The 25,829-nt window shown below is 64.3% G+C and carries 28 protein-coding genes; 12 read left to right on the top strand and 16 right to left on the bottom strand.

What is annotated here, in order from left to right:
- Nucleotides 1-6 precede the first annotated feature (6 nt).
- Both IC50_RS27460 and IC50_RS27455 read right to left on the bottom strand, forming a co-directional pair.
- Nucleotides 7-780, bottom strand: a complete 774-nt coding sequence (locus tag IC50_RS27460; RefSeq protein WP_035712075.1) for a tetratricopeptide repeat protein — start codon at nt 778-780, stop codon at nt 7-9.
- Between the two features lie 90 nt (nt 781-870).
- Nucleotides 871-1,116: a PilZ domain-containing protein gene (locus IC50_RS27455; RefSeq protein ID WP_018644993.1), complete on the bottom strand. Its 246-nt coding sequence runs from the start codon at nt 1,114-1,116 to the stop codon at nt 871-873.
- A gap of 229 nt (nt 1,117-1,345) precedes the next feature.
- Between IC50_RS27455 and IC50_RS27450 the strand changes: the two genes are divergently transcribed.
- From IC50_RS27450 to IC50_RS27435, 4 genes are all read left to right on the top strand, one after another.
- Nucleotides 1,346-2,884 (top strand): YifB family Mg chelatase-like AAA ATPase, encoded by a 1,539-nt coding sequence (locus IC50_RS27450; RefSeq protein ID WP_035712073.1) that lies wholly within the window; start codon nt 1,346-1,348, stop codon nt 2,882-2,884.
- A gap of 108 nt (nt 2,885-2,992) precedes the next feature.
- Nucleotides 2,993-3,460, top strand: a complete 468-nt coding sequence (locus tag IC50_RS27445) for a hypothetical protein (protein ID WP_035712071.1) — start codon at nt 2,993-2,995, stop codon at nt 3,458-3,460.
- Nucleotides 3,461-3,575: 115 nt separating this feature from the next.
- The gene (locus IC50_RS27440; protein WP_035712069.1) at nt 3,576-5,816 is read left to right on the top strand and encodes a PAS domain-containing hybrid sensor histidine kinase/response regulator; all 2,241 of its coding nucleotides are present in this window, start codon (nt 3,576-3,578) and stop codon (nt 5,814-5,816) included.
- A 138-nt stretch (nt 5,817-5,954) separates the two neighbouring features.
- Nucleotides 5,955-7,013 (top strand): AI-2E family transporter, encoded by a 1,059-nt coding sequence (locus IC50_RS27435; RefSeq protein ID WP_035712067.1) that lies wholly within the window; start codon nt 5,955-5,957, stop codon nt 7,011-7,013.
- Nucleotides 7,014-7,126: 113 nt separating this feature from the next.
- On the opposite strand, the gene coaA is transcribed toward IC50_RS27435, so the two are convergent.
- From coaA to hisB, 7 genes are all read right to left on the bottom strand, one after another.
- Nucleotides 7,127-8,083 carry a type I pantothenate kinase gene (gene coaA, locus IC50_RS27430; RefSeq protein ID WP_035712064.1) on the bottom strand — a complete coding sequence of 319 codons (957 nt, stop codon included), beginning with the start codon at nt 8,081-8,083 and terminating at the stop codon, nt 7,127-7,129.
- A 24-nt stretch (nt 8,084-8,107) separates the two neighbouring features.
- Nucleotides 8,108-8,431 (bottom strand): phosphoribosyl-ATP diphosphatase, encoded by a 324-nt coding sequence (locus IC50_RS27425; protein ID WP_035712060.1) that lies wholly within the window; start codon nt 8,429-8,431, stop codon nt 8,108-8,110.
- Nucleotides 8,432-8,509: 78 nt separating this feature from the next.
- Nucleotides 8,510-9,283 (bottom strand): imidazole glycerol phosphate synthase subunit HisF, encoded by a 774-nt coding sequence (gene hisF, locus IC50_RS27420; RefSeq protein ID WP_035712057.1) that lies wholly within the window; start codon nt 9,281-9,283, stop codon nt 8,510-8,512.
- A gap of 10 nt (nt 9,284-9,293) precedes the next feature.
- The gene (gene hisA / locus IC50_RS27415) at nt 9,294-10,031 is read right to left on the bottom strand and encodes a 1-(5-phosphoribosyl)-5-[(5-phosphoribosylamino)methylideneamino]imidazole-4-carboxamide isomerase (protein WP_035712092.1); all 738 of its coding nucleotides are present in this window, start codon (nt 10,029-10,031) and stop codon (nt 9,294-9,296) included.
- Complete coding sequence (hisH, locus tag IC50_RS27410) at nt 10,028-10,678, bottom strand: imidazole glycerol phosphate synthase subunit HisH (protein WP_035712054.1); 651 nt, start codon at nt 10,676-10,678, stop codon at nt 10,028-10,030. The genes hisA and hisH overlap by 4 nt, the downstream gene beginning before the upstream one ends.
- Nucleotides 10,675-11,205: a DUF2628 domain-containing protein gene (locus IC50_RS27405; protein ID WP_035712051.1), complete on the bottom strand. Its 531-nt coding sequence runs from the start codon at nt 11,203-11,205 to the stop codon at nt 10,675-10,677. The genes hisH and IC50_RS27405 overlap by 4 nt, the downstream gene beginning before the upstream one ends.
- Before the next feature lie 64 nt (nt 11,206-11,269).
- The gene (hisB, locus tag IC50_RS27400) at nt 11,270-11,863 is read right to left on the bottom strand and encodes an imidazoleglycerol-phosphate dehydratase HisB (RefSeq protein ID WP_027561673.1); all 594 of its coding nucleotides are present in this window, start codon (nt 11,861-11,863) and stop codon (nt 11,270-11,272) included.
- Between the two features lie 239 nt (nt 11,864-12,102).
- Between hisB and hslV the strand changes: the two genes are divergently transcribed.
- Genes hslV through IC50_RS27375 form a run of 5 tightly spaced genes read left to right on the top strand, consistent with a single transcriptional unit; the run spans nt 12,103 to nt 16,277 of the window.
- Nucleotides 12,103-12,663, top strand: a complete 561-nt coding sequence (gene hslV, locus IC50_RS27395; protein WP_035712046.1) for an ATP-dependent protease subunit HslV — start codon at nt 12,103-12,105, stop codon at nt 12,661-12,663.
- A 3-nt stretch (nt 12,664-12,666) separates the two neighbouring features.
- Complete coding sequence (locus tag IC50_RS27390; RefSeq protein WP_035712043.1) at nt 12,667-13,152, top strand: GNAT family N-acetyltransferase; 486 nt, start codon at nt 12,667-12,669, stop codon at nt 13,150-13,152.
- Nucleotides 13,149-13,766 (top strand): DUF2585 domain-containing protein, encoded by a 618-nt coding sequence (locus IC50_RS27385; protein WP_035712041.1) that lies wholly within the window; start codon nt 13,149-13,151, stop codon nt 13,764-13,766. The genes IC50_RS27390 and IC50_RS27385 overlap by 4 nt, the downstream gene beginning before the upstream one ends.
- A gap of 53 nt (nt 13,767-13,819) precedes the next feature.
- Nucleotides 13,820-15,124: an ATP-dependent protease ATPase subunit HslU gene (gene hslU / locus IC50_RS27380; protein ID WP_035712039.1), complete on the top strand. Its 1,305-nt coding sequence runs from the start codon at nt 13,820-13,822 to the stop codon at nt 15,122-15,124.
- A 28-nt stretch (nt 15,125-15,152) separates the two neighbouring features.
- The gene (locus tag IC50_RS27375) at nt 15,153-16,277 is read left to right on the top strand and encodes a hypothetical protein (RefSeq protein ID WP_035712037.1); all 1,125 of its coding nucleotides are present in this window, start codon (nt 15,153-15,155) and stop codon (nt 16,275-16,277) included.
- Nucleotides 16,278-16,486: 209 nt separating this feature from the next.
- On the opposite strand, the gene IC50_RS27370 is transcribed toward IC50_RS27375, so the two are convergent.
- From IC50_RS27370 to IC50_RS27360, 3 genes are read right to left on the bottom strand one after another with little or no spacing between them, the layout of a single operon-like run.
- Entirely contained in the window at nt 16,487-17,077 is a 591-nt protein-coding gene (locus IC50_RS27370) for a Smr/MutS family protein (protein WP_035712035.1), read from the bottom strand.
- Nucleotides 17,074-18,603 (bottom strand): murein transglycosylase A, encoded by a 1,530-nt coding sequence (mltA, locus tag IC50_RS27365; RefSeq protein ID WP_035712032.1) that lies wholly within the window; start codon nt 18,601-18,603, stop codon nt 17,074-17,076. The genes IC50_RS27370 and mltA overlap by 4 nt, the downstream gene beginning before the upstream one ends.
- Entirely contained in the window at nt 18,581-19,288 is a 708-nt protein-coding gene (locus IC50_RS27360; RefSeq protein WP_035712030.1) for a Tim44/TimA family putative adaptor protein, read from the bottom strand. Before IC50_RS27360 ends, mltA begins: the two co-directional genes overlap by 23 nt.
- Before the next feature lie 397 nt (nt 19,289-19,685).
- Here IC50_RS27360 and secB point away from each other — a divergent pair, with 397 nt between their 5' ends.
- A complete protein-coding gene (secB, locus tag IC50_RS27355; RefSeq protein ID WP_035712027.1) occupies nt 19,686-20,171 on the top strand; it encodes a protein-export chaperone SecB in 486 nt (161 codons plus the stop codon).
- Here secB and dnaQ read toward each other — a convergent pair.
- From dnaQ to IC50_RS27335, 4 genes are read right to left on the bottom strand one after another with little or no spacing between them, the layout of a single operon-like run.
- The gene (gene dnaQ, locus IC50_RS27350) at nt 20,162-20,884 is read right to left on the bottom strand and encodes a DNA polymerase III subunit epsilon (RefSeq protein ID WP_035712023.1); all 723 of its coding nucleotides are present in this window, start codon (nt 20,882-20,884) and stop codon (nt 20,162-20,164) included. The two genes, secB and dnaQ, sit on opposite strands and share 10 nt — an antisense overlap.
- 27 nt (nt 20,885-20,911) lie before the next feature.
- A complete protein-coding gene (gene coaE, locus IC50_RS27345) occupies nt 20,912-21,511 on the bottom strand; it encodes a dephospho-CoA kinase (protein WP_035712022.1) in 600 nt (199 codons plus the stop codon).
- A gap of 23 nt (nt 21,512-21,534) precedes the next feature.
- The gene (locus IC50_RS27340; RefSeq protein WP_035712019.1) at nt 21,535-22,143 is read right to left on the bottom strand and encodes a Maf family nucleotide pyrophosphatase; all 609 of its coding nucleotides are present in this window, start codon (nt 22,141-22,143) and stop codon (nt 21,535-21,537) included.
- Between the two features lie 8 nt (nt 22,144-22,151).
- Nucleotides 22,152-22,991, bottom strand: a complete 840-nt coding sequence (locus tag IC50_RS27335; protein WP_035712018.1) for a pyruvate, water dikinase regulatory protein — start codon at nt 22,989-22,991, stop codon at nt 22,152-22,154.
- Between the two features lie 459 nt (nt 22,992-23,450).
- Between IC50_RS27335 and hemJ the strand changes: the two genes are divergently transcribed.
- Together hemJ and rho are read left to right on the top strand one after the other, a co-directional pair.
- Nucleotides 23,451-23,885: a protoporphyrinogen oxidase HemJ gene (gene hemJ / locus IC50_RS27325; protein ID WP_035712014.1), complete on the top strand. Its 435-nt coding sequence runs from the start codon at nt 23,451-23,453 to the stop codon at nt 23,883-23,885.
- A 250-nt stretch (nt 23,886-24,135) separates the two neighbouring features.
- On the top strand, nt 24,136-25,401 hold the full coding sequence (gene rho / locus IC50_RS27320) for a transcription termination factor Rho (protein ID WP_011083462.1): 1,266 nt from the start codon (nt 24,136-24,138) through the stop codon (nt 25,399-25,401).
- Nucleotides 25,402-25,829: the final 428 nt, after the last annotated feature.

The following is a 25,829-nucleotide window of genomic DNA, read 5'->3' as shown; positions in this document are numbered from 1 at the left end:
GGCGGATTACTTGTCCGCCCTCTGCTGCTTCCTTGCCAGCAGCTGCCGCAGCGCCGTGACCTTGGCCGCGGCCTGGTCCGGCGGCAAATCTGCCTTCACCAGAATTTCAGCCTCGGCCTCGCGGCCCTGCAGTCCCAGCACGAGCGCGAGATTGGCACGAACCCGCGGATCGCTCTGATTGCGCTGATAGGCGCGGCCGAGCACCTGTTCGGCCTTCGGCAGATTGTTTTGCAGCACATAGGACAGGCCGAGATTGGACAGCACGGTCGGCTCGTCGGGCACGATCTTCAGCGCCGCGGCGTAATATTGCTGCGCCTCCTCGTTGCGGCCGAGCTGATCGAGCACCGCGCCCTGCGCCGACAGGATACGCCAGTCCGGATCCTCGGGCGTATGCGCGCGGCTGAGGACGTCGAAGGCCTGCTGGAAATTGCCGTTGTCGGCGAGCGCGCGGCCATAGCCGGCGAGCAGCGCCTTGTTGCTGGGATGACCGAGCACGGCCTGCTCCAGCACCGCGACCGCCTGCGCGCGCTGACCGGTCTCGCGCAACGCCTTGCCGTAGGCGAGCGCGATGGCGGGATCGCCGGGCTTGGCACGATAGCGCTCGCGCAAAGCGTCCATCTCCGGCTTGGCGTCGGCCTTGCCGGCTGTTTCCGGTTTGCCACCGAGCGCGCCGGTGACGTCCTCGAGGCCCGTCGTCTGACAGCCGCCGAGGGCAAGCGCGACGAGCGCGAAAAGCAGAAATCCCGCCGGGGGGAAGGCGAGGGACGAACGCTTGGACATACTCTGATCACTCGGCAACTGATCAGAGATGCTGACCCATTAACGCTAAAGTCCGGTTAAGGACGCGCAGCCTTCGATCCGGATCGCGCTCTAATCGACGAACTCGGCGCCGAACTCGCAGCCGATGCGCCAGCGCAGGCGGCACTGGCGGGAATAGTCGGGCGCGAAGATGATAGTGAATTGCGGCGGCACTTCCAGGAATTCCGCCACCACTTTCACGCCCCCATCCGAAATATCCGTGATCGTGCAGTCCCGCGGCAGCGAGCCCGCGCCAAAATGAATCTTGGCGAGCCGGCTGCACACCCGACGTTCGCTTCTCCGGCGATTTGCAAGCATTTGAATTGTTCACCCGTTAGACCACGGCCCATCCCGCAGCTTCAGGAGTAGCGAACATTCGTTGGGATGTGCTGAGGACAGCCGGTCGCATTCGAGGCGTAGTGTCCGCGTCGCGTTTACGGCCGGTTAGGACTTGCGCGGGCACCAGACAATGTTCCCGTATTGTTCTTGCGCAAACGGCCTCGCTCTGCTACCGCTAATTGCGCGAAAGGGGCAGGCTGGTTCGAGCATGGTTCAGCGGGTTTCTACCGTCGCCTTTGAGGGGATCGAGGCCCGCGCGGTCGACGTGCAGGTGCAGGTCGCCCCGGGCCTGCCGGCCTTCGCCATCGTCGGCCTGCCGGACAAGGCGGTGTCGGAGGCGCGCGAGCGGGTGCGCTCGGCGCTGATCGCCTCGGGGCTGGCGCTGCCGGCGCGGCGGATCATCGTCAATCTGGCACCGGCCGACGTCCCGAAGGAAGGCAGCCATTACGACCTGCCGATCGCGCTCGGCCTGATGGCGGCGATCGGGGCGATCCCGCCGGATGCGCTGGCCGGCTTCACCGTTCTCGGCGAACTCGGCCTCGACGGCTCGATCGCGCCGGTGGCCGGCGTTCTTCCCGCCGCGATCGGCGCCAATATGCGCGAGGAAGGGCTGATCTGCCCGGCGGCTTGCGGCTCCGAAGCGGCCTGGGCGAGCCCGGACATCCAGATCATCGCAGCAAGTTCGCTGATCCAGATCGCCAACCATTTCAAGGGCACGCAGGTGCTGTCGCGGCCCTCGCCGAAGGTGCACGAGGCCGCCGCCTTCACGCTCGACCTGCGCGACATCAAGGGCCAGGAAAGCGCCAAGCGCGCGCTGGAGATCGCGGCCGCCGGCGGGCATCACCTGCTGATGATCGGCGCGCCTGGCGCCGGCAAATCGATGCTGGCGGCGCGCCTGCCCTCGATCCTGCCGCCGCTGTCGCCGGGCGAGCTGCTCGAGGTTTCGATGATCGCGTCCGTCGCCGGCGAGATCGAAGGCGGCGCGCTGACGGCGCGGCGGCCGTTCCGCTCGCCGCATCATTCCGCCAGCATGGCCGCGCTCACCGGCGGCGGCGCGCGCGCCAAGCCCGGCGAGATCTCGCTGGCGCATCAGGGCGTGCTGTTCCTCGACGAGCTGCCGGAGTTCGATCCGCGCGTGCTGGATTCGCTGCGCCAGCCGCTGGAGAACGGCGAGGTCGCGGTGTCGCGCGCCAATCACCGCGTCACCTACCCTGCCCGATTCATGCTGGTCGCGGCGATGAATCCCTGCCGCTGCGGCAATGCGTTCGAGCCCGGCTATGCCTGCAAGCGCGGCCGCATCGACCGTTGCACCGGCGACTACCAGGCGCGCATCTCCGGTCCCCTGATGGATCGCATCGATTTGCGCATCGAGGTGCCGGCCGTGACCGCTGCCGACCTGATCCTGCCGCCGCCGGCGGAGGGCTCGGCCGAGGTCGCCGCCCGCGTGGCGGCGGCGCGCGACATCCAGCTCGCGCGCTATGCGGATGCTGGCCTGCCAAATGTCCGCACCAATGCCGAGGCACCCGCCTCGGTGCTGGAAGAGATCGCAAAGCCGGATGCGCAAGGCGCCAAGCTGCTGCGGGATGCCGCCGAGACCATGCGGCTGTCGGCGCGCGGCTATCACCGCGTGCTGCGGGTGGCGCGCACGCTGGCCGACCTCGACAATGCGGACAAGATCGGCCGGTTGCATCTCGCCGAAGCGCTGTCCTACCGCGCACTCGCGGAGGATGTGCGGCAGATGGCGTAAGCGCGCCGCGCGTCAACCCGGCGGTAACGAGTTTCCTTTACGCTCTGCAAACCATAAGGGCCGCTCATTTCGGTTCCGAGTTCCCAAGGGCCCGGCGAGTAGAGTGTCATGTTGCGTTTCAAGATCCTGGCCTCGGTTGTTCCCCTGCTGGCGGCGGCGGTGTTTGCCCGCGCCGAGATCGGATCGGTCTCGCATCCCTGCATCGCGGTGGGCGAAACCTCGGTCGAGCTCACGTCGCTGTTCTGGACCGCCGGCGTGCGTGTCGCCTTCACCGAAGATCCCGCTCGGGCCACGGTGCGGGTTCAGGTCACCGACGATGCCGACGCCGCGGACTTCACCGTGGTCGACGGCGGTCTCGGTTCCGAGCCGGATTCCTGTCAGGCCACCCCCTCGACGCGCCTCGTCTCGATTGCCGCCCAGCCTGTCGACGGCGGCCAGGTGATCTATCTCTCCACCGAAGGTCCGGCGGACTACCGCATCTACGTGCGCTCGAAGTCGTTCTCGCCGCGCGAGGCGGCGGCGCTGATCGTTGGCGCCCGCGGCAGCCACCGTCATCTCCAGGCCGCTTCGCTCTGACGCATTAACATCTCGTCAACCCTGTTTGGAGGCAGGGCCAAAGCCTCAAGCTGTTCGCAAGGTCAGCGGGCCATCGTCGCACGCGGCGGCGGGTTTCAGCCAAGGGTCGGTGGCGATGGGTCGGACGTTCCGGATCAAGGTGCGCATGCGCCGCTTCAAGCGGCAGCACCCTCGCATCGCCTTCGCGATCCGCTCCTTCATGATCTTCTCGGCGACGTTCGGGGGAGCCTATGGTTTCGTGTCCGGCAGCCGGTCCGACACCTCCGGCTATGATCCCCACGCCTTTGCGATCGGCGCGAGCTTCCTGTTCGCGCTCGCCTGCCTCGGCCTTGCGACGCTGAGCATGCGCCTGCGCTTCGTCAACAAGCGGCTGCGCAAGCTCGCTGCCCACAATGAGGCGTTGATCGACCGCAATTGGGAGCTGAAGGAGGCGGAAGAACGCGCCCGCAGCCTGTTTGAACAGCAGGGCGATCTCATCGTGCTGCGCGCTACCGATGGCCGCATCACCTTTGCCAACGACGCCTATTGCGCGCTCGCGGGACAGAAGCGCAGCGCGCTGGTCGGCACGCGTTTCGATTTCGACGTGCTGGAGCAGGGCGACAGCGCCCGCGAGAGCAACGGCACGCGCATCCACGACCAGAAGATCGCAACCCCGCTCGGCACGCGCTGGATCGCCTGGCGCGAGGGCTATGTCCGCCTCGATGCCGGACAGCCCGCCGAATTGCAGAGCGTGGGACGCGATGTCACCGACCGCACCGAGACCGAACGCACACTGTCCGATGCCCGCGACCAGGCCGATGCCGCCAACCGCGCCAAGTCGCGCTTCCTCGCGATGGCCTCGCACGAGATCCGCACGCCGCTCAACGGCATCACCGGCATGGGCGGCCTCCTGCTCGACACTACGCTGACGCCGGAGCAGGCGACCTATGCCAGGGCGGTGAAGACCTCGGGCGAAGCCTTGATGGCGCTGATCGAGGAATTGCTCGACTATTCCAAGATCGAGGCCGGCAAGCTCGACCTCGATCAGCATCCGTTCGCGCTCTCGACCCTGGTCGAGGAGATCACCGAGCTGCTCGCGCCGCGCGCGCAGGCGAAGACGCTCGAGATCGCCGCCTATGTCGACGAGCGTCTGCCGCTCGAAGTGGTCGGCGACGCCGCGCGGCTGCGCCAGGTGCTGCTCAACCTCGCCGGCAACGCCATCAAGTTCACCGCGAGCGGCGGCATCGCGCTGATCGTCGAGCCCGGCATCTGGCCGAACGAGATCAGCTTCCTGGTCCGGGATACCGGCATCGGCATCGCGGCCGAAGCCCAGCAACGCATCTTCTGCGAGTTCGAGCAGGCCGATGAGCGCGTCGCCCGCACTTATGGCGGCACCGGGCTCGGCCTCGCCATCAGCGAGCGCATCGTCAAGCGGATGGGCGGCCGGATCACGCTCACGAGCGAGCCGGGCAGGGGCTCGACCTTCGAGGTCGCGGTGCCGCTTCCGCCGTCGCGAGCCGGCGCCGGACAGACGCCATTTCCGAGCCCCGACCTCACCGGCAAGTCGTTGCTCCTCGTCGCCGACGGCATCGAGGCGTCGTTGATCGCGCGGCGCCTCGAGCGCTGGGGCGGCCAGACCTGCATGGTCGCGGACGCGGCGGTCGCCGAAGCGCTGCTGCCGGAACGCTCTTGGCACGCGGTGCTGATCGATCGCGCGATCGGTCCTGTCTTGGCCGACCATCTCGGCGAAGCGGCCCGCGCGCATGCACACCAGCGCCTCGTGCTGCTGACGTCGAGCTCGCGCCACGAAAAGCTGCCGCCGGCATTCACCGGTTTTCTCATGAAGCCGCTGCGCGCAGCTTCGCTCGCAGCACGCCTCGCCCTGACACCGGAGGTCGCCTCGCCCGATCTCGCGCCGGAGCCGCCGGCTGCGTCCATCAGCACGACACCGAAGGGCCTGTCGATCCTCGTCGCCGAAGACAATGAGATCAACGCATTGTTGATGCGTTCACTGCTGACCAAGCTCGGCCACCGCGTCGTCATCGCCGTCCATGGCGAGGCCGCGCTGGAATCCTGGCTCGCCGCCTCATCGGCCGGCACGCCCTATGATCTCGTGCTGATGGACATCCAGATGCCGCAGCTCGACGGCATCGAGGCGACAAAGCGCATCCGCGCGCAAGAGACAGCCACCGGCGGTCATCACACGCCGATCCTGGCGCTCACCGCCAACACGCTGGTCGAGGATCGCTATGCCTGCTTCGAAGCGGGCATGAACGGATTTCTGATCAAGCCGCTCGACCGGGAGAAGCTTGACGAGGCGCTGGCCGGGCTGGCCGCCTCCCGGCATCAGACAGTCCCGGATGTCACGGGAACCTGATCTCGGCCGGCAATCGTAACTGAAACCCACCGCGTTGCCGCGACGTGGCGGGGTGATCGGCCCGGCGTGACTTGCCGCTCCGCCGCGATGTTGTGATATCGACGTCCTGCGACGGGTGACTGAAAGGCTGGCGAACACGTGAGAACATCCGAAGACCGCTCATTCCTCATTTTACTCGCCGCGATCTCCGTTGCGTTCGGGTGGGTGCTCTGGCCATTCTCCGGCGCGTTGTTGTGGGCCTTGCTGCTAGCCATCATCTTCGCACCGCTCTATCGGCGCGCCCTGGAAACCCTCCGTGGAAAGCACAACCTTGCCGCACTCTTCACGCTCGCCGTTGTGATCGTCATGGTCCTGATCCCGGTGGGGATCGTCATCGCTTCGCTCATAGACCAGGGCGGGGAGCTGTATCAGCGCGTTCAGAGCGGAGAGATCAGTTTCGCTCACCCGCTGCAGCAATTGAGATCCGCATTGCCTGGCTGGACTGCTTCGCTGTCAGATCGCCTGGCCCGCATGGATCTTTCGGCCCTGAAGGAACGCCTGTCGGGCCTGGTCGTCCCAGCCGGCCAACAGCTGGCCGGGCATGCGATCAACATCGGTCAGTTGACGCTGGAGTTCGTCGCAAGCCTGCTCGTGATGCTGTACCTGCTGTTTTTCCTGCTGCGCGACGGCGACGACCTGAGCGCACGCATTCGCGATGCACTCCCGCTGCGCCCGAGCCAGACCGCCGAGATCCTCGATGCGTTCACCCTCGCGGTTCGCGGAACGATCAAGGGGATCGTTCTCGTCGCCCTGATACAGGGGGCGCTTGGCGGGCTCATCTTCTGGCTGCTCGGCTTGACTGCGCCGCTGCTGGCGGGCGCGCTCATGGCGCTGGTTTCGCTGCTGCCCGTGCTCGGCTCCGCCCTGATCTGGGTTCCGGCCGCACTTTATCTGCTCGTGGCGGGCGCAGTCACGAAGGGCCTCATTCTGCTCGCTTTCGGCACCTTCGTGATTGGCCTCGCGGACAATTTTCTCCGCCCGATCCTGGTCGGCCAGTCGATCCAGATGCCGAGCTATGTCGTGCTGCTTGCCACTCTGGGCGGCCTCGCGACCTTCGGAGCGAACGGCTTCGTCATCGGCCCGCTCGTCGCCGCGATGTTTCTGACGACGTGGCACATCTTCGTCGCCTCGAAGGCGCAACAGGGGGGCCGGAAATGATCGTCATTCCGAGCCTCCCGCCCTTTTTCAAAGGAATAGCGGAATACCCATTGTTGGTCTGCAACAAAAGATACGTATCGCTCGGACCAGCCAACGCCCCGTTCACGACGCCATCATAGCCGCCTGAGCGCCACGCTCTCCACGGTGTGGTCCGCGCCCTTCTTGAGGATCAGCGTGGCGCGGGGGCGAGTCGGCAGGATGTTGTCCTCGAGATTGGCAAGGTTGGTGCGTTCCCAGATCGCGATCGCGGTGGCGGTGGCTTCCTCGTCCGACAATAGCGCGTAGCGGTTGAAGTAGGATTTCGGGTTGGTGAATGCGGTGTCGCGCAGCGCCAGGAAGCGCTTGATGTACCATTGCCGCAGCGCCACCTCGTCGGCGTCGATATAGACCGAGAAATCGAAGAAGTCGGAGACGACAGGCACCGCCTTGCCGTCGCGCGGCAGCTTGCCGGTCTGCAAGACGTTGACGCCCTCCACGATCAGGATGTCGGGCTGATCGATCTCGGCCCACTGGTTCGGCACGATGTCGTAGGTCAGATGCGAGTAGACAGGCGCGCGAACGTGGCGGCGACCGGACTTGATGTCGGAGAGGAAGCTGAGCAGCAGCGGAAGGTCGTAGCTCTCGGGGAAACCCTTCTTCTGCATGATGCCCTGCCGATCAAGCACCGCGTTGGGATAGAGAAACCCGTCGGTCGTGATCAGCTCGACCTTCGGGCGCGGCGACCAGCGCGCCAGCAGAGCCTGGAGCACGCGGGCCGTGGTGGATTTCCCGACTGCGACCGATCCGGCGACGCCGATGATGTAGGGCACCTTGCGGTCGCGGATGTTGAGGAATTGACGCTCCGCGTAATACAGGCGCTGCGTCGCATCGACGTAGATCGAGAGCAGGCGCGACAGCGGAAGGTAGATGTCTTCGACTTCTTGGAGGTCAAGGCGGTCATGCAGCGAGCGCAACCGATCGAACTCGCCCGGCTCCAGCGTCATCGGCGTGTCGTCGCGCAGTCGCGACCACTCTTCGCGCGTATAGACGCGGTACGGATTATACTGCTGCTCGGGTGCGCGGATATCCATGACGCCGCCTTTCCGTTGCTTCGATCAATCGCTCTTGCGCGACGCCTTTTCTTCCAACCCTGACATCGACGTGCGCTTGCCGAGCGCAGCCTCGACCTCTTCCAGCTTTATGCCGCGTGCTTTCAAAAGCACAAGGAAATGATAGAGCAGATCCGCGCTTTCGGCGATCAGATGCGCGCGGTCGTTTTCGACTGCTGCGATTACGGTTTCGACTGCTTCCTCGCCGAACTTCTTGGCGCAATGTTCGGCGCCCTTGTCGAGAAGCTTGCGGGTATAGGAGGCCTCGCCGCCAGCCGCAGCGCGGGCATCGATGGTCTCGACCAGATCGTGGATCGTGAAACGCGGCATCGGACCTACTCAGAAATACATGAGGCCACGGAGGCCATTTCCCAGCCTGTTTTGTAGCATTTTTGCAGGCGGGAGTCGTCAGGCATCGAGGCGCATCGGCAGCCCCCGCCGCGCCATGTGCTCCTTGGCTTCGCGGATGGTGAATTCCCCGAAGTGAAAGATCGAGGCGGCCAGCACGGCCGTGGCATGCCCATCGCGGATACCGTCGACGAGATGGTCGAGATTGCCGACGCCGCCGGAGGCGATCACGGGAACGGGAACGCTGTCGGCGATCGCCCGGGTCAGCGAAATGTCGAAACCCTGCCTGGTGCCGTCGCGATCCATCGAAGTGAGCAGGATTTCGCCGGCACCGAGCGCGACCACTTCCTGGGCATATTCGATGGCATCGATGCCGGTCGAGTTGCGGCCGCCATGGGTAAAGATCTCCCAGCGATCACCGCCGGGGCGCTTGACCCGCTTGGCGTCGATCGCGACCACCACGCACTGCTCGCCAAATTTTTCGGCGGCTTCCTTGACGAACTCGCGCCGCGCCACCGCGGCGCTGTTGATCGAGACCTTGTCGGCCCCCGCGCGCAGCAGCGTCTTGATGTCGTTGACCTCACGTACGCCGCCGCCGACGGTGACAGGCATAAAGCAGGCTTCCGCCGTGCGCCGGACCACGTCCAGCATGATGCCGCGGTTCTCATGGGTCGCGGTGATGTCGAGGAAAGTGAGCTCGTCCGCGCCGGCGGCATCGTAGGCGATCGCGGCTTCGACGGGATCGCCGGCATCGCGCAGATCGACGAAGTTGACGCCCTTGACGACGCGGCCATCCTTGACGTCGAGGCAGGGGATCACGCGCACCTTGAACATCCGATGTCTCCTAGGCAGCGCGCGCGTTGCGGATCAAGGTGAGGGCGGCGGCGGGATCGAGCCGGCCGTCGTAGAGCGCGCGGCCGGCGATCGCGCCGGCGAGCTTTCTGGCGCGTGGCGTCAGCATCGCCTTGACGTCCTCGATCGAGGCAAGGCCGCCGGAGGCGATCACCGGAATCGAGATGGCATCAGCCAGCGCGATGGTCGCGTCCAGGTTCAGGCCCTTGAGCAGGCCGTCGCGCGCGATGTCGGTGAAGACGATGGCGGCGACGCCGGCATCCTCGAACCGCTGTGCGATTTCCAGCACCGTCACCTGCGAGGTCTCGGCCCAGCCTTCGACCGCGACCTTGCCGTCGCGCGCATCCAACCCGACCGCGACGCGGCCAGGGAATTTCTTCGCGGCAGCCTTCACCAGCTCGGGATCGCGCACCGCGGCGGTGCCGATGATGACGCGGGTGATGCCCTTGTCGAGCCAGGCTTCGACGGTCTTGAGATCGCGAATGCCGCCGCCGAGCTGCACCGGGATCTTGATCGTCTTCAGCATCGCCTCGACAGCCTCGGCATTCACCGGCTTGCCGGCAAAGGCACCGTCGAGGTCGACGACGTGGAGATATTCAAAGCCCTGCTCGACGAAGCTCTGCGCCTGCGCGGCCGGATTGAGGTTGAACACGGTCGCGCGCGCCATGTCGCCTTGCTCGAGGCGCACGCACTGGCCGTTCTTGAGGTCGATTGCCGGAAAGAGAATCACGGTTTCCATCGCAAAAAGTTCGAGATCAGGGCCAGACCGAAACGCTGGCTCTTCTCGGGGTGGAATTGGGTGCCGATGGCGGTGTCCTTGCCGACGATCGCGGTGACAGGCCCGCCGTAATCGGCGCGCGCGAGCACGTCCGCCTCGTTGGCGGCATTGAGGTGGTAGGAGTGCACGAAATAAGCGTGCTGCCCCTTGGGGCCGAGCGGAAGCTTGTTCAGCACCGGATGCTCCTGCAGCAGGTCGAGCGTGTTCCAGCCCATGTGCGGGATCTTCAGGCTCTCGTCGCGCGGCGTGATCTTCTCGACGTCGCCGCCGATCCAGTTCAGGCCTTCGGTGATGACATGCTCCTTGCCGCGGCTCGCCATCAGCTGCATGCCGACACAAATGCCGAAGAACGGCCGCGCCTTGACGCGCACCGCTTCGGTGATCGCCTCCACCATGCCGTTGACGGCATCCAGCCCGCGTCGGCAATCGGCGAAGGCGCCGACGCCCGGCAGCACCAGGCGATCGGCTTCATAGGCCTGGTCCGGGTCGCTGGTGACGAAGATCTTTTGCGGGGTCTCCAGGCTGCGCGCGGCGCGCTCGAAGGCCTTGGCGGCGGAATGCAGATTGCCGGAACCGTAATCGATGATGGCGACGCTCATCTTGACCCTCCCGGCTCTGGAAACAATCCAATGATGCCGCCGGCCGGAATGGGCGGCGGATTCGAGAATTGCTGACCCGGCACACCGCGGGTCGGCGGCGGACCGCCGCGATCGACGGCCCATTGATCGTTGACGATGCCGTGCTGCTTCTGGCTCCAGCGCTCGAAGAAGCGGCGCTCGGCGGTGTCGCCGTCGGCGGCGACCACCACGTCGAGCTGCCGCCAATTGCCGCGCGACAACGTCCAGCGACGCAGGCTCGAGGCCTCGAAACCCATCAAGAGCGCGACGACGAGATTGGCAAAGACGATCGAAGAGCGTCCGACACCGAGGCTGTTCAGCCCCGCGCTGAACGCGGCCGTGAAGAGCACCCAGCCAATCAGGGCCAGCCACAGCCGATTCCACAGCAGCCAGAAGGGGCCGAAGATCATCGCCCAGAAATGAAAACCGTCGCGCACGAACACGAACTTGTCGGTCGCGCGCAGATCGGCTCCGGCAGGGGAGGGAGCATGAACTGTATAGACAGGCATGGTGATGCCCCGTTCTTAAGGATTCAGTGATATCGCAAGCGGCACGAGCCGCTGGCCGGAGACGTCAGCCGCCGAGCGAGCCCTTGGTGGACGGGATTTCGCCCGCCGCCTTCGGATCGATCGCGACGGCGGTACGCAGCGCCCGCGCCAGACCCTTGAAGCAGGACTCGGCGATATGGTGGCTGTTATCGCCATATAGGGTCTCGACGTGGAGAGTCACGCCGGCATTGATGGCGAAGGCCTGGAACCACTCACGCACCAGCTCGGTGTCGAACTCACCGATCTTGTCGCGGGGGAAGTCGGCCTTGAACACCAGGAACGGGCGGCCCGAGATGTCGATGACCACGCGCGACAGCGTCTCGTCCATGGGCATGTGCACGCCGGCATAGCGGGTGATGCCCGCCATGTTGCCGAGCGCCTGCTTGACCGCCTGGCCGAGCGCGATGCCGGTGTCTTCGGTGGTATGGTGATAGTCAATGTGCAGGTCGCCCACCGCCTTGACCGTGAGGTCGATGCGGGAATGGCGGGCGAGGAGATCGAGCATATGGTCGAAAAAGCCGATGCCGGTCGCGATATTGGCCACGCCGGTGCCATCGAGGTTCACGGAGACCTCGATGTCGGTTTCCTTGGTCTTGCGCTTGATCGTCGCGGTGCGCATTGAAAGCTGGCTTTCACCTTCGTTTGAGCATGACCCTCTCGGAAAACCGGTACCCACTTTTCCGGGCCATGCTCGGAGCCGAAAACGGCGGTCTTTTAACAGCCAAATGACGCCTTCGCTACTGCGGGAACGGCTGGAAGGACCTCTACTTCTGCCTATGGTGAGTGAAATTCGGTCCGGAACGGCCCGTTGTGCGCCCGTCCCCGACCGCCTAAATCAGGCCGGATAACGAGGTACTCATGCAGAATTCCCAAAACAGCTCGCCGGGCTGGCACGGCACCACGATTTTGACGGTCCGAAAGGGCGGCAAGGTCGTGGTCGGCGGCGACGGCCAGGTCTCGATCGGCCAGACCGTGATCAAGTCCAACGCCAAGAAGGTCCGGAAGCTCGGCAAAGGTGACGTGATCGGCGGCTTTGCCGGTGCGACCGCCGATGCCTTCACGCTGTTTGAGCGCCTGGAGGCCAAACTCGAGCAATATCCGGGTCAGCTGACCCGGGCGGCCGTGGAGCTCGCCAAGGACTGGCGCACCGACCGCTATCTGCGGCGGCTGGAGGCCATGATGATCGTCGCCGACAAGGACGTCTCCCTGGTGCTGACAGGCACCGGCGACGTGCTTGAGCCCGAGGCCGGCGTGATGGCGATCGGCTCCGGCGGCAACTATGCCCTCGCGGCGGCTCGGGCCCTGCTCGACACCGACAAGGACGCCGAGACCATCGTCCGCCGCTCCCTCGACATTGCCGCCGACATCTGCGTCTACACCAACCGGAATGTGACGATCGAGAGCCTGTCGACCGGCTAGGCGATGGTGCCCACCTACACCTTCCGCCCGATGGCTGCAGCCGACCTGCCACTGATCCGGCGGTGGCTGGGGGAAGCCCATGTGCGGGAATGGTGGGGCGATCCGGACGAGCAGTTGGCGCTGGTGAGCGGCGATCTCGACGAGCCGGCGATGGACCAGTTCATCGTCTTGGCCGCCGACAAGCCCTTCGGCTATCTTCAGTGCTACCGCCTGACCGCCTGGAATACGGGCTTCGGGCCGCAACCGGAGGGCGCGCGTGGCATCGACCAGTTCATCGGCGACGGCGACATGATCGCGCGCGGCCACGGCTCGGCGTTCATCCGCGCATTCGTCGAGGGGCGATTGCGGCAGGGCCTGCCGCGCGTCGTCACCGATCCGGATCCGCTCAACGCGCGCGCCATACGCGCATACGAGAAGGCCGGCTTCGTCCGCGACCGCATGGTCGAGACGCCGGACGGGCCGGCGCTGTTGATGGTGCGCGAAGCATGACGCTGGCGCATGCGCAGAAGAGCAAGGTCGCATTTCCGCCGCTCGCCTGGGCCGGTGTCGCGCTGTTATTGCCCGTGCTGCAAGCGGCGATCCTGTTTGCAATGGGACGCGTGCCGATCTGCACCTGCGGCACCATCAAGCTCTGGCATGGCGTGGTGAACAGCTCGGAGAATTCCCAGCACATCGCCGACTGGTACAGTTTCTCGCACGTGCTGCACGGCTTCCTGTTCTACGGCTTGACCTGGCTGCTGTTCGCTCGTTCGCCGTTCCTGACCTTGTCGTGGCCCGCCCGCCTCATCATTGCGATGCTGATCGAGGGCGCGTGGGAGATCGTCGAGAACTCACCGTTCATCATCGATCGCTATCGCGCCGGCACGATCTCGCTGGATTATTATGGCGATAGCATCGTCAATTCGGTTTCGGACACGCTGTTCATGGTGCTGGGGTTCCTCGCCGCGCGCGTGCTGCCGGTCACGGTCACTGTCCTGCTCGGCCTCGCCTTCGAGGTCATGCTGGCGCTCCATATTCGCGACAATCTGACGCTCAACGTCCTGATGCTGATCCATCCGATCGAGACCGTGAAACAATGGCAATCGGGCCCTCCGATCATCTGACAGCCAAAAAAAGCGGCTTGTCCCGGCCCGCATCTGACCCTAGCTAAGCAAACATGACAGACTTCTCCCCCCGCGAAATCGTTTCCGAACTCGACCGTTTCATCGTCGGCCAGGGCGACGCCAAGCGCGCCGTCTCGATCGCGCTGCGCAACCGCTGGCGCCGGCAGCAGCTCGAAGGCTCCCTGCGCGAAGAGGTGCTGCCCAAGAACATCCTGATGATCGGCCCCACCGGGGTCGGCAAGACGGAAATCGCGCGACGGCTCGCAAAACTCGCGAATGCGCCGTTCCTGAAGGTGGAAGCCACGAAATTCACCGAGGTTGGCTATGTCGGCCGCGACGTCGAGCAGATCGTGCGCGATCTCGTCGAGGTTGCGATTGCCCAGGTGCGCGAGAGGAAGCGCAAGGACGTGCAGGCGCGCGCCCAGCTCGCCGCCGAGGAGCGCGTGCTCGATGCGCTGGTCGGCGCCAATGCCTCTTCGGCGACGCGGGAATCCTTCCGCAAGAAACTGCGCGCCGGCGAGCTCAACGACAAGGAAATCGAGATCGAGACGCAATCGTCCGGCGGCGGCATGCCGATGTTCGAAATCCCGGGCATGCCGGGCGCGCAGATGGGCGCGATCTCGATCGGCGACATCTTCGGCAAGCTGGGCGGCCGCAGCAAGACGCGGCGGCTCACGGTCGAGGGCTCGCACGAGATCCTCGTCAACGAGGAATCCGACAAGCTGCTCGACGCCGACCAGCTGACGCTGGAAGCGATCAGCGCGGTCGAGAACAACGGCATCGTGTTCCTGGACGAGATCGACAAGATATGCGCGCGCGAAGGCCGCGTGGGCGGCGACGTCTCGCGCGAGGGCGTGCAGCGCGATCTGTTGCCGCTGATCGAGGGCACCACGGTCTCGACCAAGCACGGCGCGGTGAAGACCGATCACATCCTGTTCATCGCCTCCGGCGCCTTCCACGTCGCAAAGCCGTCCGACCTGCTGCCGGAATTGCAGGGCCGCCTGCCGATCCGCGTCGAGTTGCAGGCGTTGACCCGCGACGATATGCGCCGGATCCTGACCGAACCCGAGGCCTCGCTGATCAAGCAATATGTCGCCCTGATGCAGACCGAGGGCGTGACGCTCGACATCACCGACGGCGCGATCGACGCGCTCGCCGACGTCGCGGTCGCCGTCAATTCCACTGTCGAGAACATCGGCGCGCGGCGGCTCCAGACCGTGATGGAGCGGGTGCTGGACGAGATCTCCTTCACCGCCCCCGACCGCAGCGGCGAGACGGTCAAGGTGGATGCCGATTTCGTGCAGAAGCACGTCGGGGACCTCGCCAAGAACGCGGATCTGAGCCGGTTCATTTTGTGATTTCGGGCGGTCACGCTATTGATGCGGCGTGACCGTACGCATCCTGCAAAACCCCTGGCGTCTGCTGCTTGCGATCAATGCCGTCGTCATCGTCGGCGTGTTCGTCCACAAGATCCAGCTGCCGCCTTACGTCCCCTACATTCACCTCCTCGTCGACTATCATTTCGGCTTCATCAAGCGCGCGCTGATCGGAGCGGTCGTCGCACTGTTCACGGCGAAGGTGCCGGTCTGGCTGGTGTTCGTGCTCGGCGGGGCGACGTGGCTGGCGACATCAGCGCTTTACGCAAGGCTGTTTCAGAACACCTTTGGCTTCACCGCAAGAACGCTGCCGCTCTTCGTCTTCACCGCGGGCTCGCCGTTCTTCCTGAAGAACTTCATGCACACGCTCGGCCATTTCGACATCTATGGCTGCGCGCTGGCGATCATCCTGCTGCTGATGCCCGCGGGCTCGCTGCTGTTCGTTGCCACGGCCGCGCTGTTCTCGATCATTCTCGTGCTGATCCATCACATTCATCTCCTGATGTATGTGCCGACGATCGTCACCATCGTCGTGATCAGGCACTACCTCGCCCATGGCTGCAACCGCACCAACATCGCTTTTGGCGCCATCGCCCTCGTCGCCGTCTCCGCGCTGTTCCTTGCCGCGCAATTCCTGGGAACGATGCCGATCCCCGAGGCGGATTTCGTCGGCTATCTGAAGACCCGGATGGCCGATCCGTCGCGGACAGACCTGCTGCAATTCGCCTACATCTGGTACCAGCCGCTGGCGAAGGAGATTTCGGACACCTGGGGCCGGCTGCCGCACAACATCCTCGGCGTGCCCGTGTTCGCACTCTTGATCTGGCTGCACACGCCGCTGTGGCGCTTCTTCGCAAGCCTGATCGGCGCGCTCGCCAGCGATCTGCACAAGCGGCTCGTCATCGCCGCGCTGATCGGGATCAGCCTCGCCTATCTCGTGATGTTCGCGATGGTGTTCGACTATTCGCGCTGGATCTCGAACTGGGCGGTCTGCATGTTCCTGATCCTGCATGCGGTGAAGATGCTGCCGGCCGCTCGAGAGACAGAGCTGATCCCGGCGGAGGATCGGAAGACCAACATCTCCGGCTTGGTCATCACCTTGATCCCGCGTGTCGGCATTGTCCGACCGTTTTAGAGATGAGCTCTCTCCGTTCCCTCCCCCTTGTGGGGGAGGGTCAGGGAGGGGGGCGCCACACGGGGATTCTGTCCATCGCGCGTCCCTACGCTGCACCATCAACAGCCTGCACCTTTTGCTGAGCTACCCCTCTCCCTAGCCCTCCCCCACAAGGGGGGGAGGGAACGCACCTCCGTCGCGGAGCGCGTCGAGGTCATTCCGTGAGATTCTCAAAATCTCGCCCGCCTGATCCGCACATACAGCGCGCCCTCGCCGCCGTGTCCGACATGCGCAGTCTCGAAGCCGACGACGAAGGCGCGGAATTCCGGCAGGCTGAGCCATTCCGGCACCTGGCGGCGAAGCACGCCGCTTTCGCCGCCGCTGCGGCCCTTGCCGGTGATGACGAGCACGAAGGTGAGGCCGTCGTGATGGGCGCGGTGCAGGAATCCGACCAGCGCGCGATGGGCGCGCGTCTGGGTCATGCCGTGCAGATCGAGCCGCGCCTCGATCTCGCTGCGGCCGCGCGAGAGCTTTGTCCGCTCGCGCTTGCCGAGCGGCGCCAGGGGCGGAACGGTCGGCTTCGTCACGCGCGGCGCTGGCGCGGCGGCGACAGGCCGCGGCGATGACGCGGGTCGCATGGCCGGACCGGCGGGTGACGGCTCGGAGCGCGGCGCGGCGTGCGCCTTTGGCACGCGGTGTTTCCGCAGCGGCTTGACCTGTCTTGCGACCGTATCCCACAGCTCGCGCTCCTCCTCGCTCAGCGGGCGACGGCGCGGCGAGGGGCGGGGCTCCAGCACGGGCGGACGGGACGATCGTTTCATTGCTGCCGATGAGGACGATTCTTCACCGGTCGACGCGGCTCAGAGGCAGGGTCGATTGCGGGACGCGGCACCGGTAGCGGAACAGGGCCGGCGATGGCAACCGTTTCGTTCTTGCCTTGCGCCGCGGCGGCAGCAGGCGTGCCCGTCTTTGCCGGGTCGGTTTGCGGAAACAGTTTTGCGATCTTCTCCGAGGGCCTGGGGTCCGGTATCGGCAGCTTCGCGGCGCGCGGGCCGGGATCGAGGCTCTTCGGCACCAGCATCACGAAATGCATGGGGTGGCGCAGCCGCCCGGAGATACGGCCTGCTTCCTGGCCAGCGCCGAAGAAGAGATCGGCGCGCGCAGGCCCGATGATGGCCGAACCGGTGTCCTGGGCGATCATCAACCGGTGGAACGGCGTCTTGGCGCGTTCGGACTCGATCGGCAGCTCGCCCTCGATGAAGAACGGCGTACCGTAGACATGCAGCGATTTGTCGACCGCAATCGAGCGGCCCGCCGTCAGCGGAATGCCCTGCGCGCCCACCGCCTCGTCCTTGTCGGAGAGGTTGACCTCGCGGAAGAAGATGTAGGCGCGGTTCTGGCGGCGCAACTCCTTGGCGCCGTCGGGGTTTTGCGCCATCCACTCCCTGATCTTCTGCATCGACATCTCTTCCTTCGGAATGATGCCGCGCTCGATCAGGATGCGACCGACGGCCGTATAGGGATAGCCGTTATAGGCGTCGTAATTGAGCCGAACCGCGCCGCCATCATCGAACTTGATCCGCGCCGAACCCTGGATCTGTGCGAACAGAAGATCGGTCGGGTCCTTCAGCCAGGCGATCTCCAGTCCGCGGCCGGCGATCTTGCCGTCCTCGATCTCGCCGCGGTCGTAATAGGGCACCAGCTTGCGGCGGCCGATCTTGCGATAGACCGGGCCCTTGTTAGGCAGGCTGACCGAATCCTGCTTGTAGCCGCGCACGAACAGATTCGAGGGACGGCGATAGACCGGCACGTTGTAGACGTCGGTCTGCGTGCGCGATCCCTCCAGCACCGGCTCGTAATAGCCGGTGACGAAACCATCAGGCTCGCCGAGGCGCGAGATCCGCAGCGGCGCGAAATTCTCCTCGAAGAAGCTCTTCGCTTTGGCGTCGTCGGTGAGATCGAGCATTTTGGCAGCCCGGCAAGGCTCGCTCAGCGAGGCACCCAACGGCTTGGGTTCGGCCGCACCGTTCTGCGCGTTGATCGACCGGCAGCTGACACGGAACGTCTTGTAGGCGGCGAGATGATTGTCATCGCCCCAACCCTTCACGTCCGCCCAGGCCAGCGGCAGATATTGCGCGCCGGGAATTTCGAACGGCAGGGGGAGCTGCGGATAGGGCAAGGCCCGCGGCGGGACGGCAGGCGATTGCGGGGCGTGATGATGATGGCTGCGATGGTGGCGCCGTGCCGCCTCGGCACCGAGCGAAAACGACGACAGCACGACGGCACACGCGCAAAGCGCCGTCGCGCTGTTCTTGAGAAAGACCTTAATTCGCGCTTCCGGTGCCAACCAGCTTCCAGTTCGGATCGCGAGAGGAGGTGTCGCGGGCGAAAGTCCAGATGTCGGTGATGTCGGCGACCGTGTCGGCGCTGCCGTCGACGATGTTGCCGGCCTTGTCGCGGGTCGCCGAGATCATCTGCGAGACGAAGCGCACGGTGAGCTGGGCGGTACGATCGCGCAGCTCGGCGCCGACGAGCTCAGCCTTGTCGATCGAGACGAAGCGCGTCTCGGTCTTCTGCTCGTTCTTCTCGCGCTCCTTGATCGCGGCATCGAAGCTTTCATAGACCTCCGACGACAACAGGTCGCGCAGCGCGCGGCGGTCGCCATTGGCGAAGGCCAGCACGATCATCTCGTAGGCGCCGCGGGCGCCCGAGATGAAATGGCGCGGGTCGAAGGTGGAATCCCTCTCGACGATGGCATCGAGGCCTTGCGCCAGCGCAGTGCCCGGCTCGGTCAGACCCTTCCAGCGATCGGAGGGCGGGGTCGGCTCGGCCGTCGGCGCCAGCGGCGCCTGGTCGATCACCTTGCCCGGCACGGTCACGACATTGTTGTCCTGGGCACCCCCCAGCGCATTGCGGGCGGCGGTGCGATCGAACGGCGGCCGCTCGTTGCCCGTGCGCTGCCCCAGCACGCTACGCAGTCTCAGAAAAATAAAGACTGCCAGCGCCAGGAATATGATGGTGTAGATGTCCACGTCGTATCCGCTTTCTGGTCTTTTCAGGGGTCGTTGCCGGGAAAATCAATCCGGCCAGTAGACCGTTCCCTACGGAAACGGCAAGTCTACATCACCGTTTTGGATCCGCGTCTGGTCCGTGGGATGTAGGCACGAAATCTTGCCCGGCCAATGGCGCCTTTTGGCACAGTACAAAGTGTAGCGCGTTTTATGCTTAAGGGGAAACCCGATCCTGCCCGGAAATCGCGCATCTTCAATCGTTTAAGGCGCAATTTCGCGGAAGAGGCAGGATGTACGTCCAAGCCGCGGGCGCGGCCCGAATTCCCGATCCGGGACCGTTCGTCCTTGTGGAACGAGGCGGCCCTATGTTAGCCAACCGCCGCGAAATTCAGCCCCAATCGGGTAAGGAGAGACTTTCATGACCAATGGTAACGGCACCCCTCCCGAGGCGGCCCAGGCTCCCCAGCTCAACGTGCTGGCGCAATATACCAAGGACCTCTCGTTCGAAAATCCCAACGCTCCGGGCTCGCTCCAGCAGCAGGGCCAGCCGCCGCAGATCAACATCCAGATCAACGTCAGCGCCAACAATCTCAGCGAACAGGAGTTCGAGGTGACGTTGTCGGTCGAGGGCAAGGCCGAGACCGCAGGTAAGGTGATGTTCTCGTTCGAGCTCGCTTATGCCGGCGTGTTTCGGATCGTCAACGTGCCCAAGGAGAACCTGCACCCGCTGGTCATGATCGAGTGTCCGCGCCTGTTGTTCCCGTTCGCGCGCGAGATCATCGCAACCGCAGTGCGCGACGGCGGGTTCCCGCCTCTGATGCTGGATCCGGTCGACTTCGTCGGCCTCTATCGCCAGAACATGGAGCGGCAAATGGCCGCTCAGGGTCAAGCTGGTCAGGCCTGACCGGCCGCCGCCGCGGCTGGAGCGGGCAGGTACTCGTTCCAGATCGCCTTGTCGCCGAATGTCGCGATGAAGGCCCGATGGGCTTCGCGCTCAGCCTCCGAAATCCGTGGCGCAAGCGGCACCGGGCGCTGCCGCCGCGGCGCATCCCCGGCCGCACTGACACGAATCTCCTGGGTGTCCGAAGCCAGCAGCAGCTGCGACTGTCGCGCCCCGACCAGATCGACATAGACTTCGGCCAGCAGCTCGGCGTCCAGCAGCGCGCCGTGCTTGGTACGGTGTGAATTGTCGATCGCATAGCGCGAGCAGAGATCGTCGAGCCGATTGGACACGCCGGGATGCTTGCGGCGCGCCAGCAGTAGCGTGTCCACCAGCCGCTCGCGCGGGATCGCGGCACGCTTGATGCGATCGAGCTCGGCATTGATGAAGCCGATGTCGAACGAGGCGTTGTGGATCACCAGCGGGGCGTCGCCGATGAACGCAAGAAACTCGTCGGCGACCTCGTGGAACAAAGGCTTCGTCGCCAGGAATTCGGACGACAATCCGTGCACCGCGAAGGCTTCCGCCGGCATGTCCCGTTCAGGATTGATGTAGACGTGAAAGCTCTGTCCCGTCGGCATGCGGTTCAGGATCTCGACGCAGCCGATCTCGACCAGTCGGTCGCCGCGGAGGGGATCGAGGCCGGTCGTTTCGGTGTCGAGGACGATTTCGCGCATGTCTTGGAAGCCGTGTGGGACGGCGAATCAGGCTCGCCGCTGCGGCATCTTAACGACCTCGGCCAGAATGTGCGCGATTTGCGCCCGCACCGGTTCAAGTCCGTGTGACGTATCCACCACGAAATCGGCGCGCCGACGTTTTTCGGCATCTGGCATCTGCTTGGCGATGATGGCGTCGAGCTTCGCCTCGTCCATCGTGCCGCGCGCCAGCACCCGCTCGCGCTGGAGTTCCGCCGAGGTCGAGACCACGACCACGGCATCCATGCGCTTCTCGCCGCCGGTCTCGAACAACAAGGGGATGTCCAGCACCACGACCGGCGCGCCGGCAGCTTCCGCATCGGCGAAGAATTTCTTCCGGGACTCGCCAAGCATCGGGTGGACGATCTGCTCGAGCTGCTTGATGGCGGCGGGATCGTGTACGACGCGCGCCGACAATTTGGGGCGATCGACCTTGCCGTTCACGGTGGTGCCGGGGAAGGCGGCCTCGATCGCGGGGGCTGCTTCGCCCTCATAGAGCTGATGCACGGCGGCATCGGCATCGTAGACGGGGACACCGGCCTCCGCGAATAATTTCGCGGTGGTGGATTTTCCCATCCCGATCGAGCCGGTCAGTCCGAGGATCCGCATCAAGCCATGGCCATGTCTGTCATTCACACTGCAACTAGCCGCTCGTGGCGCAGGAACGCAAGCAGCGGCATCAGCGGCAGGCCGAGAATGGTGAAATGATCACCCTCGATCTGCTCGAACAGATGGATGCCGACGCCTTCGAGCTGATAGGCGCCGACGCTGGTCGTGACGGCATCGCCGGCAGCGTCGAGATAGGCCGAAAGCTCGGCCTCGGTCATCTCCCGCATGGTCATGCGGGCGACCGAGACGTCCTCGAAAACGATCCTGCCGTCGCGCGCCACGGCTACGGCGGAATTCAGCTCGTGGCTCTTGCCGGCAAGATCGCGCAACTGCGCCAACGCCTGCACGCGGCCTGCGGGCTTGTTGAAGAGACGGTTGCCGAGAGCCAGTGTCTGATCGGCGCCGACCACGTAGCTTCCTGGATGACCTGACGAAACAGCCTTGGCCTTTTCGCGCGCCAACAACAGGGCGATCTCGCGCGGGTTTGAAAGCCTCGACTCGGCCTGAATGCCGCGCTCGTCGATATCGGCTGTCACGGCCTCGAATTCGAGCCCGGCATTGGCGAGCAGCATTTTGCGCGCGCTGCTTTGTGAGGCCAGGATCAACGGAGATTTGCCGCGCCACACACCCATCGTGCAAACTAGCCCGAGGGACGGTTGCGCTGGCGATCGCTGTAGAGCTTCATGATCGCCGCCGCGGTTTCCTCGATCGAACGTCGCGTGACGTCCAGCAGTGGCCAGTCATGCTTGGCGCTCAGCTTTCGCGCGAACGCGACCTCCTCGGTGACCGACTGCTTGTCGGTGTAGGTGTCGCTGCCGGACTCGGCCCCCATGGACAGCAGGCGATTCTGTCGGATCTGGATCAGGCGTTCGGGCGTCGCGTGCAGGCTGACGACCAGCGGCCGCGTCAACGTCTCCAATTGCGAGGGCACCGGAATGCCTGGAACCAGCGGCACGTTGGCGGTGCGGATGCCGCGGTTGGCGAGATAGATCGAGGTCGGTGTCTTCGAGGTGCGGGACACGCCCACCAGGACCACGTCGGCCTCGTCGAGACCTTCGACATGCTGACCATCGTCATGAATCATCGTGTAGTTCAGCGCGTCGATACGCTTGAAATATTCCGCGTTGAGGACGTGCTGGGCGCCGACCCGGCCCGTGGTCGCCGCGCCGAGATAGGCTTCGAACAGCTGCATCACCGGGCCGATGATCGACAGGCTCGGAACGTTGATCTGCTTGCACTTGTCCTCGAGCCTGGCGACCAGATCCTTCTCGAGCAGCGTGAACAGCACGATCCCCGGCGCCTCCTCGATCTCGTCGAGCACGCGGTCGAGCTGCTTCTGGCTGCGCACCAGAGGATAGACGTGCTCGACCGGCGTCACGTTGGCGTATTGAGCCGCGACCGCGCGCGCCACGGTAATGAGCGTCTCACCCGTGGAGTCGGAGACCAGGTGGAGATGGAAATAATTGTTCGAGCTCGGCACCGAAACCCTTTGAATTTCGTTGGGGTGGTTTGTGGATTTCTGTGGAGCTTAACCCCTCGGAAAGGGATGTGCGACACCAGGGGCGGGACAACGGCCGATTTTCTTCACACCGCTGCCCGTCAGGGCAAGTCCGGCACCCTGCCGAGATGGAAACGGGATATCGCGGACAACCCCCTTGATAAGCTGCCGATAGAAACGCACAAGCCTTTGAAGCCGACTGCCTTATCGGAAGTCGCCAGAGCTATCCGGGATATGTGGATGGATGTGAACAAGCGCGCGTGAACTCACGGACGGAATTGCGTGAGTCCAATCCACGGTCACAAAGACTCAAACCTTAAGAATCTAAGATTCTAGATTTGAGGAAGGCGCTACGGACGGGTATGTGTGCAGGGTAAGACCTTAACGGGTTCTTACTATCCCCAGCGCTCCCAGCGTTGGGCGCAAATCCGGGCGCAGGAAATGTTCGAGGACGTCTATCTCTGGATCAAGGCGTTGCATGTGATCGCCGTCATCTCCTGGATGGCGGGCATGCTCTATCTGCCGCGTCTGTTCGTTTATCATTCCGAGGCCGAGATCGGCTCGAAGCAGTCGGAAACCTTCAAGGTGATGGAACGTCGGCTGCTCAAGGCGATCATCAACCCCGCCATGATCGTCACCTGGCTCGCCGGGCTCTATCTGGCATGGTCCGGCCACTGGTTCTCGTTCGGCTGGTTGCACGTAAAACTGGCACTGGTTCTGGCGATGTCGGCGGTGCACGGCTTTTTTTCCCGCTGGCTGAAGGATTTTGCCGCCGACAGGCGGCCGCGGAGCCAGAAATTCTATCGAATAATCAATGAGGTACCGACTATTCTGATGATCGTCATCGTCGTCATGGTGGTCGTGAAGCCGTTCTAGGCAGGGTGCGCGACGATTAGCTCAGCGCTTCGGCTTGCGGAGCTAGGAGCGATTTTCTATATTGTCGATATCCCACCCAACGCAGGCGGATGTGGTTGTGTCCGAGCTTTCCAGAGGCCGGACACCGCATCAGGTTTGAAGCCTCACCGGCACTTAACCTTGCCAGTCCTGCGGACCTTACCTTCTCACGTCCGCATTTCAGAGCCTCCTCGCGCCCCCCTCTTTCAGGTTACCCCACAGGACCACCCCAATGCGGGAAATCAAACTCCAGGACCTCAAGTCGAAAACCCCGGCCGAGCTCGTCTCGTTCGCGGAAGAGAACGGGGTCGAGAATGCAAGCACCATGCGCAAGCAGGAGCTGCTCTTCGCTATCCTCAAGCAGCTCTCGCTCGCCGAGACCGACATCGTCGGCGAGGGCGTCGTGGAGGTCCTCTCCGACGGCTTCGGCTTCCTCCGCTCGCCGGATGCGAACTATCTGCCGGGCCCGGACGATATCTACGTTTCGCCCTCGCAGATCCGCCGTTTCGGCCTACGCACCGGCGACACCATCGAAGGCCATATCCGTAGCCCGAAAGAGGGAGAGCGCTACTTCGCGCTGCTGAAGGTCAACACGCTCAACTTCGAGGACCCGGAAAAGGCCAAGCACAAGGTCAATTTCGACAACCTGACGCCGCTGTTTCCGAATCAGCGCTTCCGCATGGAAATCGACGATCCGACGCGAAAGGACCTGTCTGCACGCGTGATCGACATCGTCGCCCCGATCGGCAAGGGCCAGCGCGCGCTCATCGTGGCGCCGCCGCGCACCGGTAAGACCGTGCTGATGCAGAACATCGCCCATTCGATCACCCACAATCATCCCGAATGCTATCTGATCGTGCTCTTGATCGACGAGCGTCCGGAAGAAGTCACGGACATGCAGCGCTCGGTGAAGGGCGAGGTCGTGTCCTCCACCTTCGACGAACCGGCTGTGCGCCACGTTCAGGTCGCCGAGATGGTGATCGAAAAAGCAAAACGCCTGGTCGAGCATGGCCGCGACGTCGTGATCCTGCTCGATTCGATCACGCGCTTGGGACGCGCCTACAACACAGTCGTGCCGTCATCCGGCAAGGTGCTGACCGGCGGTGTCGACGCCAACGCGCTGCAACGCCCGAAGCGCTTCTTCGGTGCCGCCCGCAACATCGAGGAGGGCGGCTCGCTGACCATCATCGCGACCGCGCTGGTCGATACCGGCAGCCGCATGGACGAAGTCATCTTCGAAGAGTTCAAGGGCACCGGCAACTCGGAACTGATCCTGGACCGCAAGGTCTCGGACAAGCGCACCTTCCCGGCGATCGACATCTCGCGTTCCGGCACCCGCAAGGAGGAGCTCATCACCGATCCGCAGGTGCTCAAGAAGATGTACGTGCTCCGCCGCATCCTCAACCCGATGGGGACGATGGATGCGATCGACTTCCTGCTCGACAAGCTGCGCTCGACCAAGAGCAACTCGGAGTTCTTCGACTCCATGAACACCTGAGTGCGGTGCAGTAAAGGTTCAGAGGGCGCCTTCGGGCGCCCTTTTGTTTGCAAGCTCTGCTGCGGTGAGATTGCAGGATGAAGGGCGCCGTGCCGACGGGTTGCCAGCGTCTGGCAATGTGTTGATATAAAGAAATAATACTTGAATTTCGCTAGCCGGAACCTGGTTCCAGGCAGGCGTTCCTGCAGCAAAATGCTGCGATTATGCTGCGGTGCAACGAGATTATTGCTGCAGCATTTTCTGCAGCAAAACCCCGCCGCCGGCCGGGCTGCAAATGGATATTTGCCTTTTTGTCGACAGCCGCACAAATAGGCCATGCATCCGCGAGACCAGACCATTTTTGCGCTGTCATCCGGCCGGGCGCCCAGCGCTATCGCTGTGGTGCGCGTATCGGGGTCGCAAGCCAGTACGGTGCTGGCGACGCTCGC

Source organism: Bradyrhizobium genomosp. I (2014), from assembly GCF_000261685.1.
Taxonomy (GTDB): domain Bacteria; phylum Pseudomonadota; class Alphaproteobacteria; order Rhizobiales; family Xanthobacteraceae; genus Bradyrhizobium.
The sequence above is the reverse complement of the archived record's forward strand: the minus strand, read 5'-3'. Positions and strand labels throughout refer to the sequence as shown.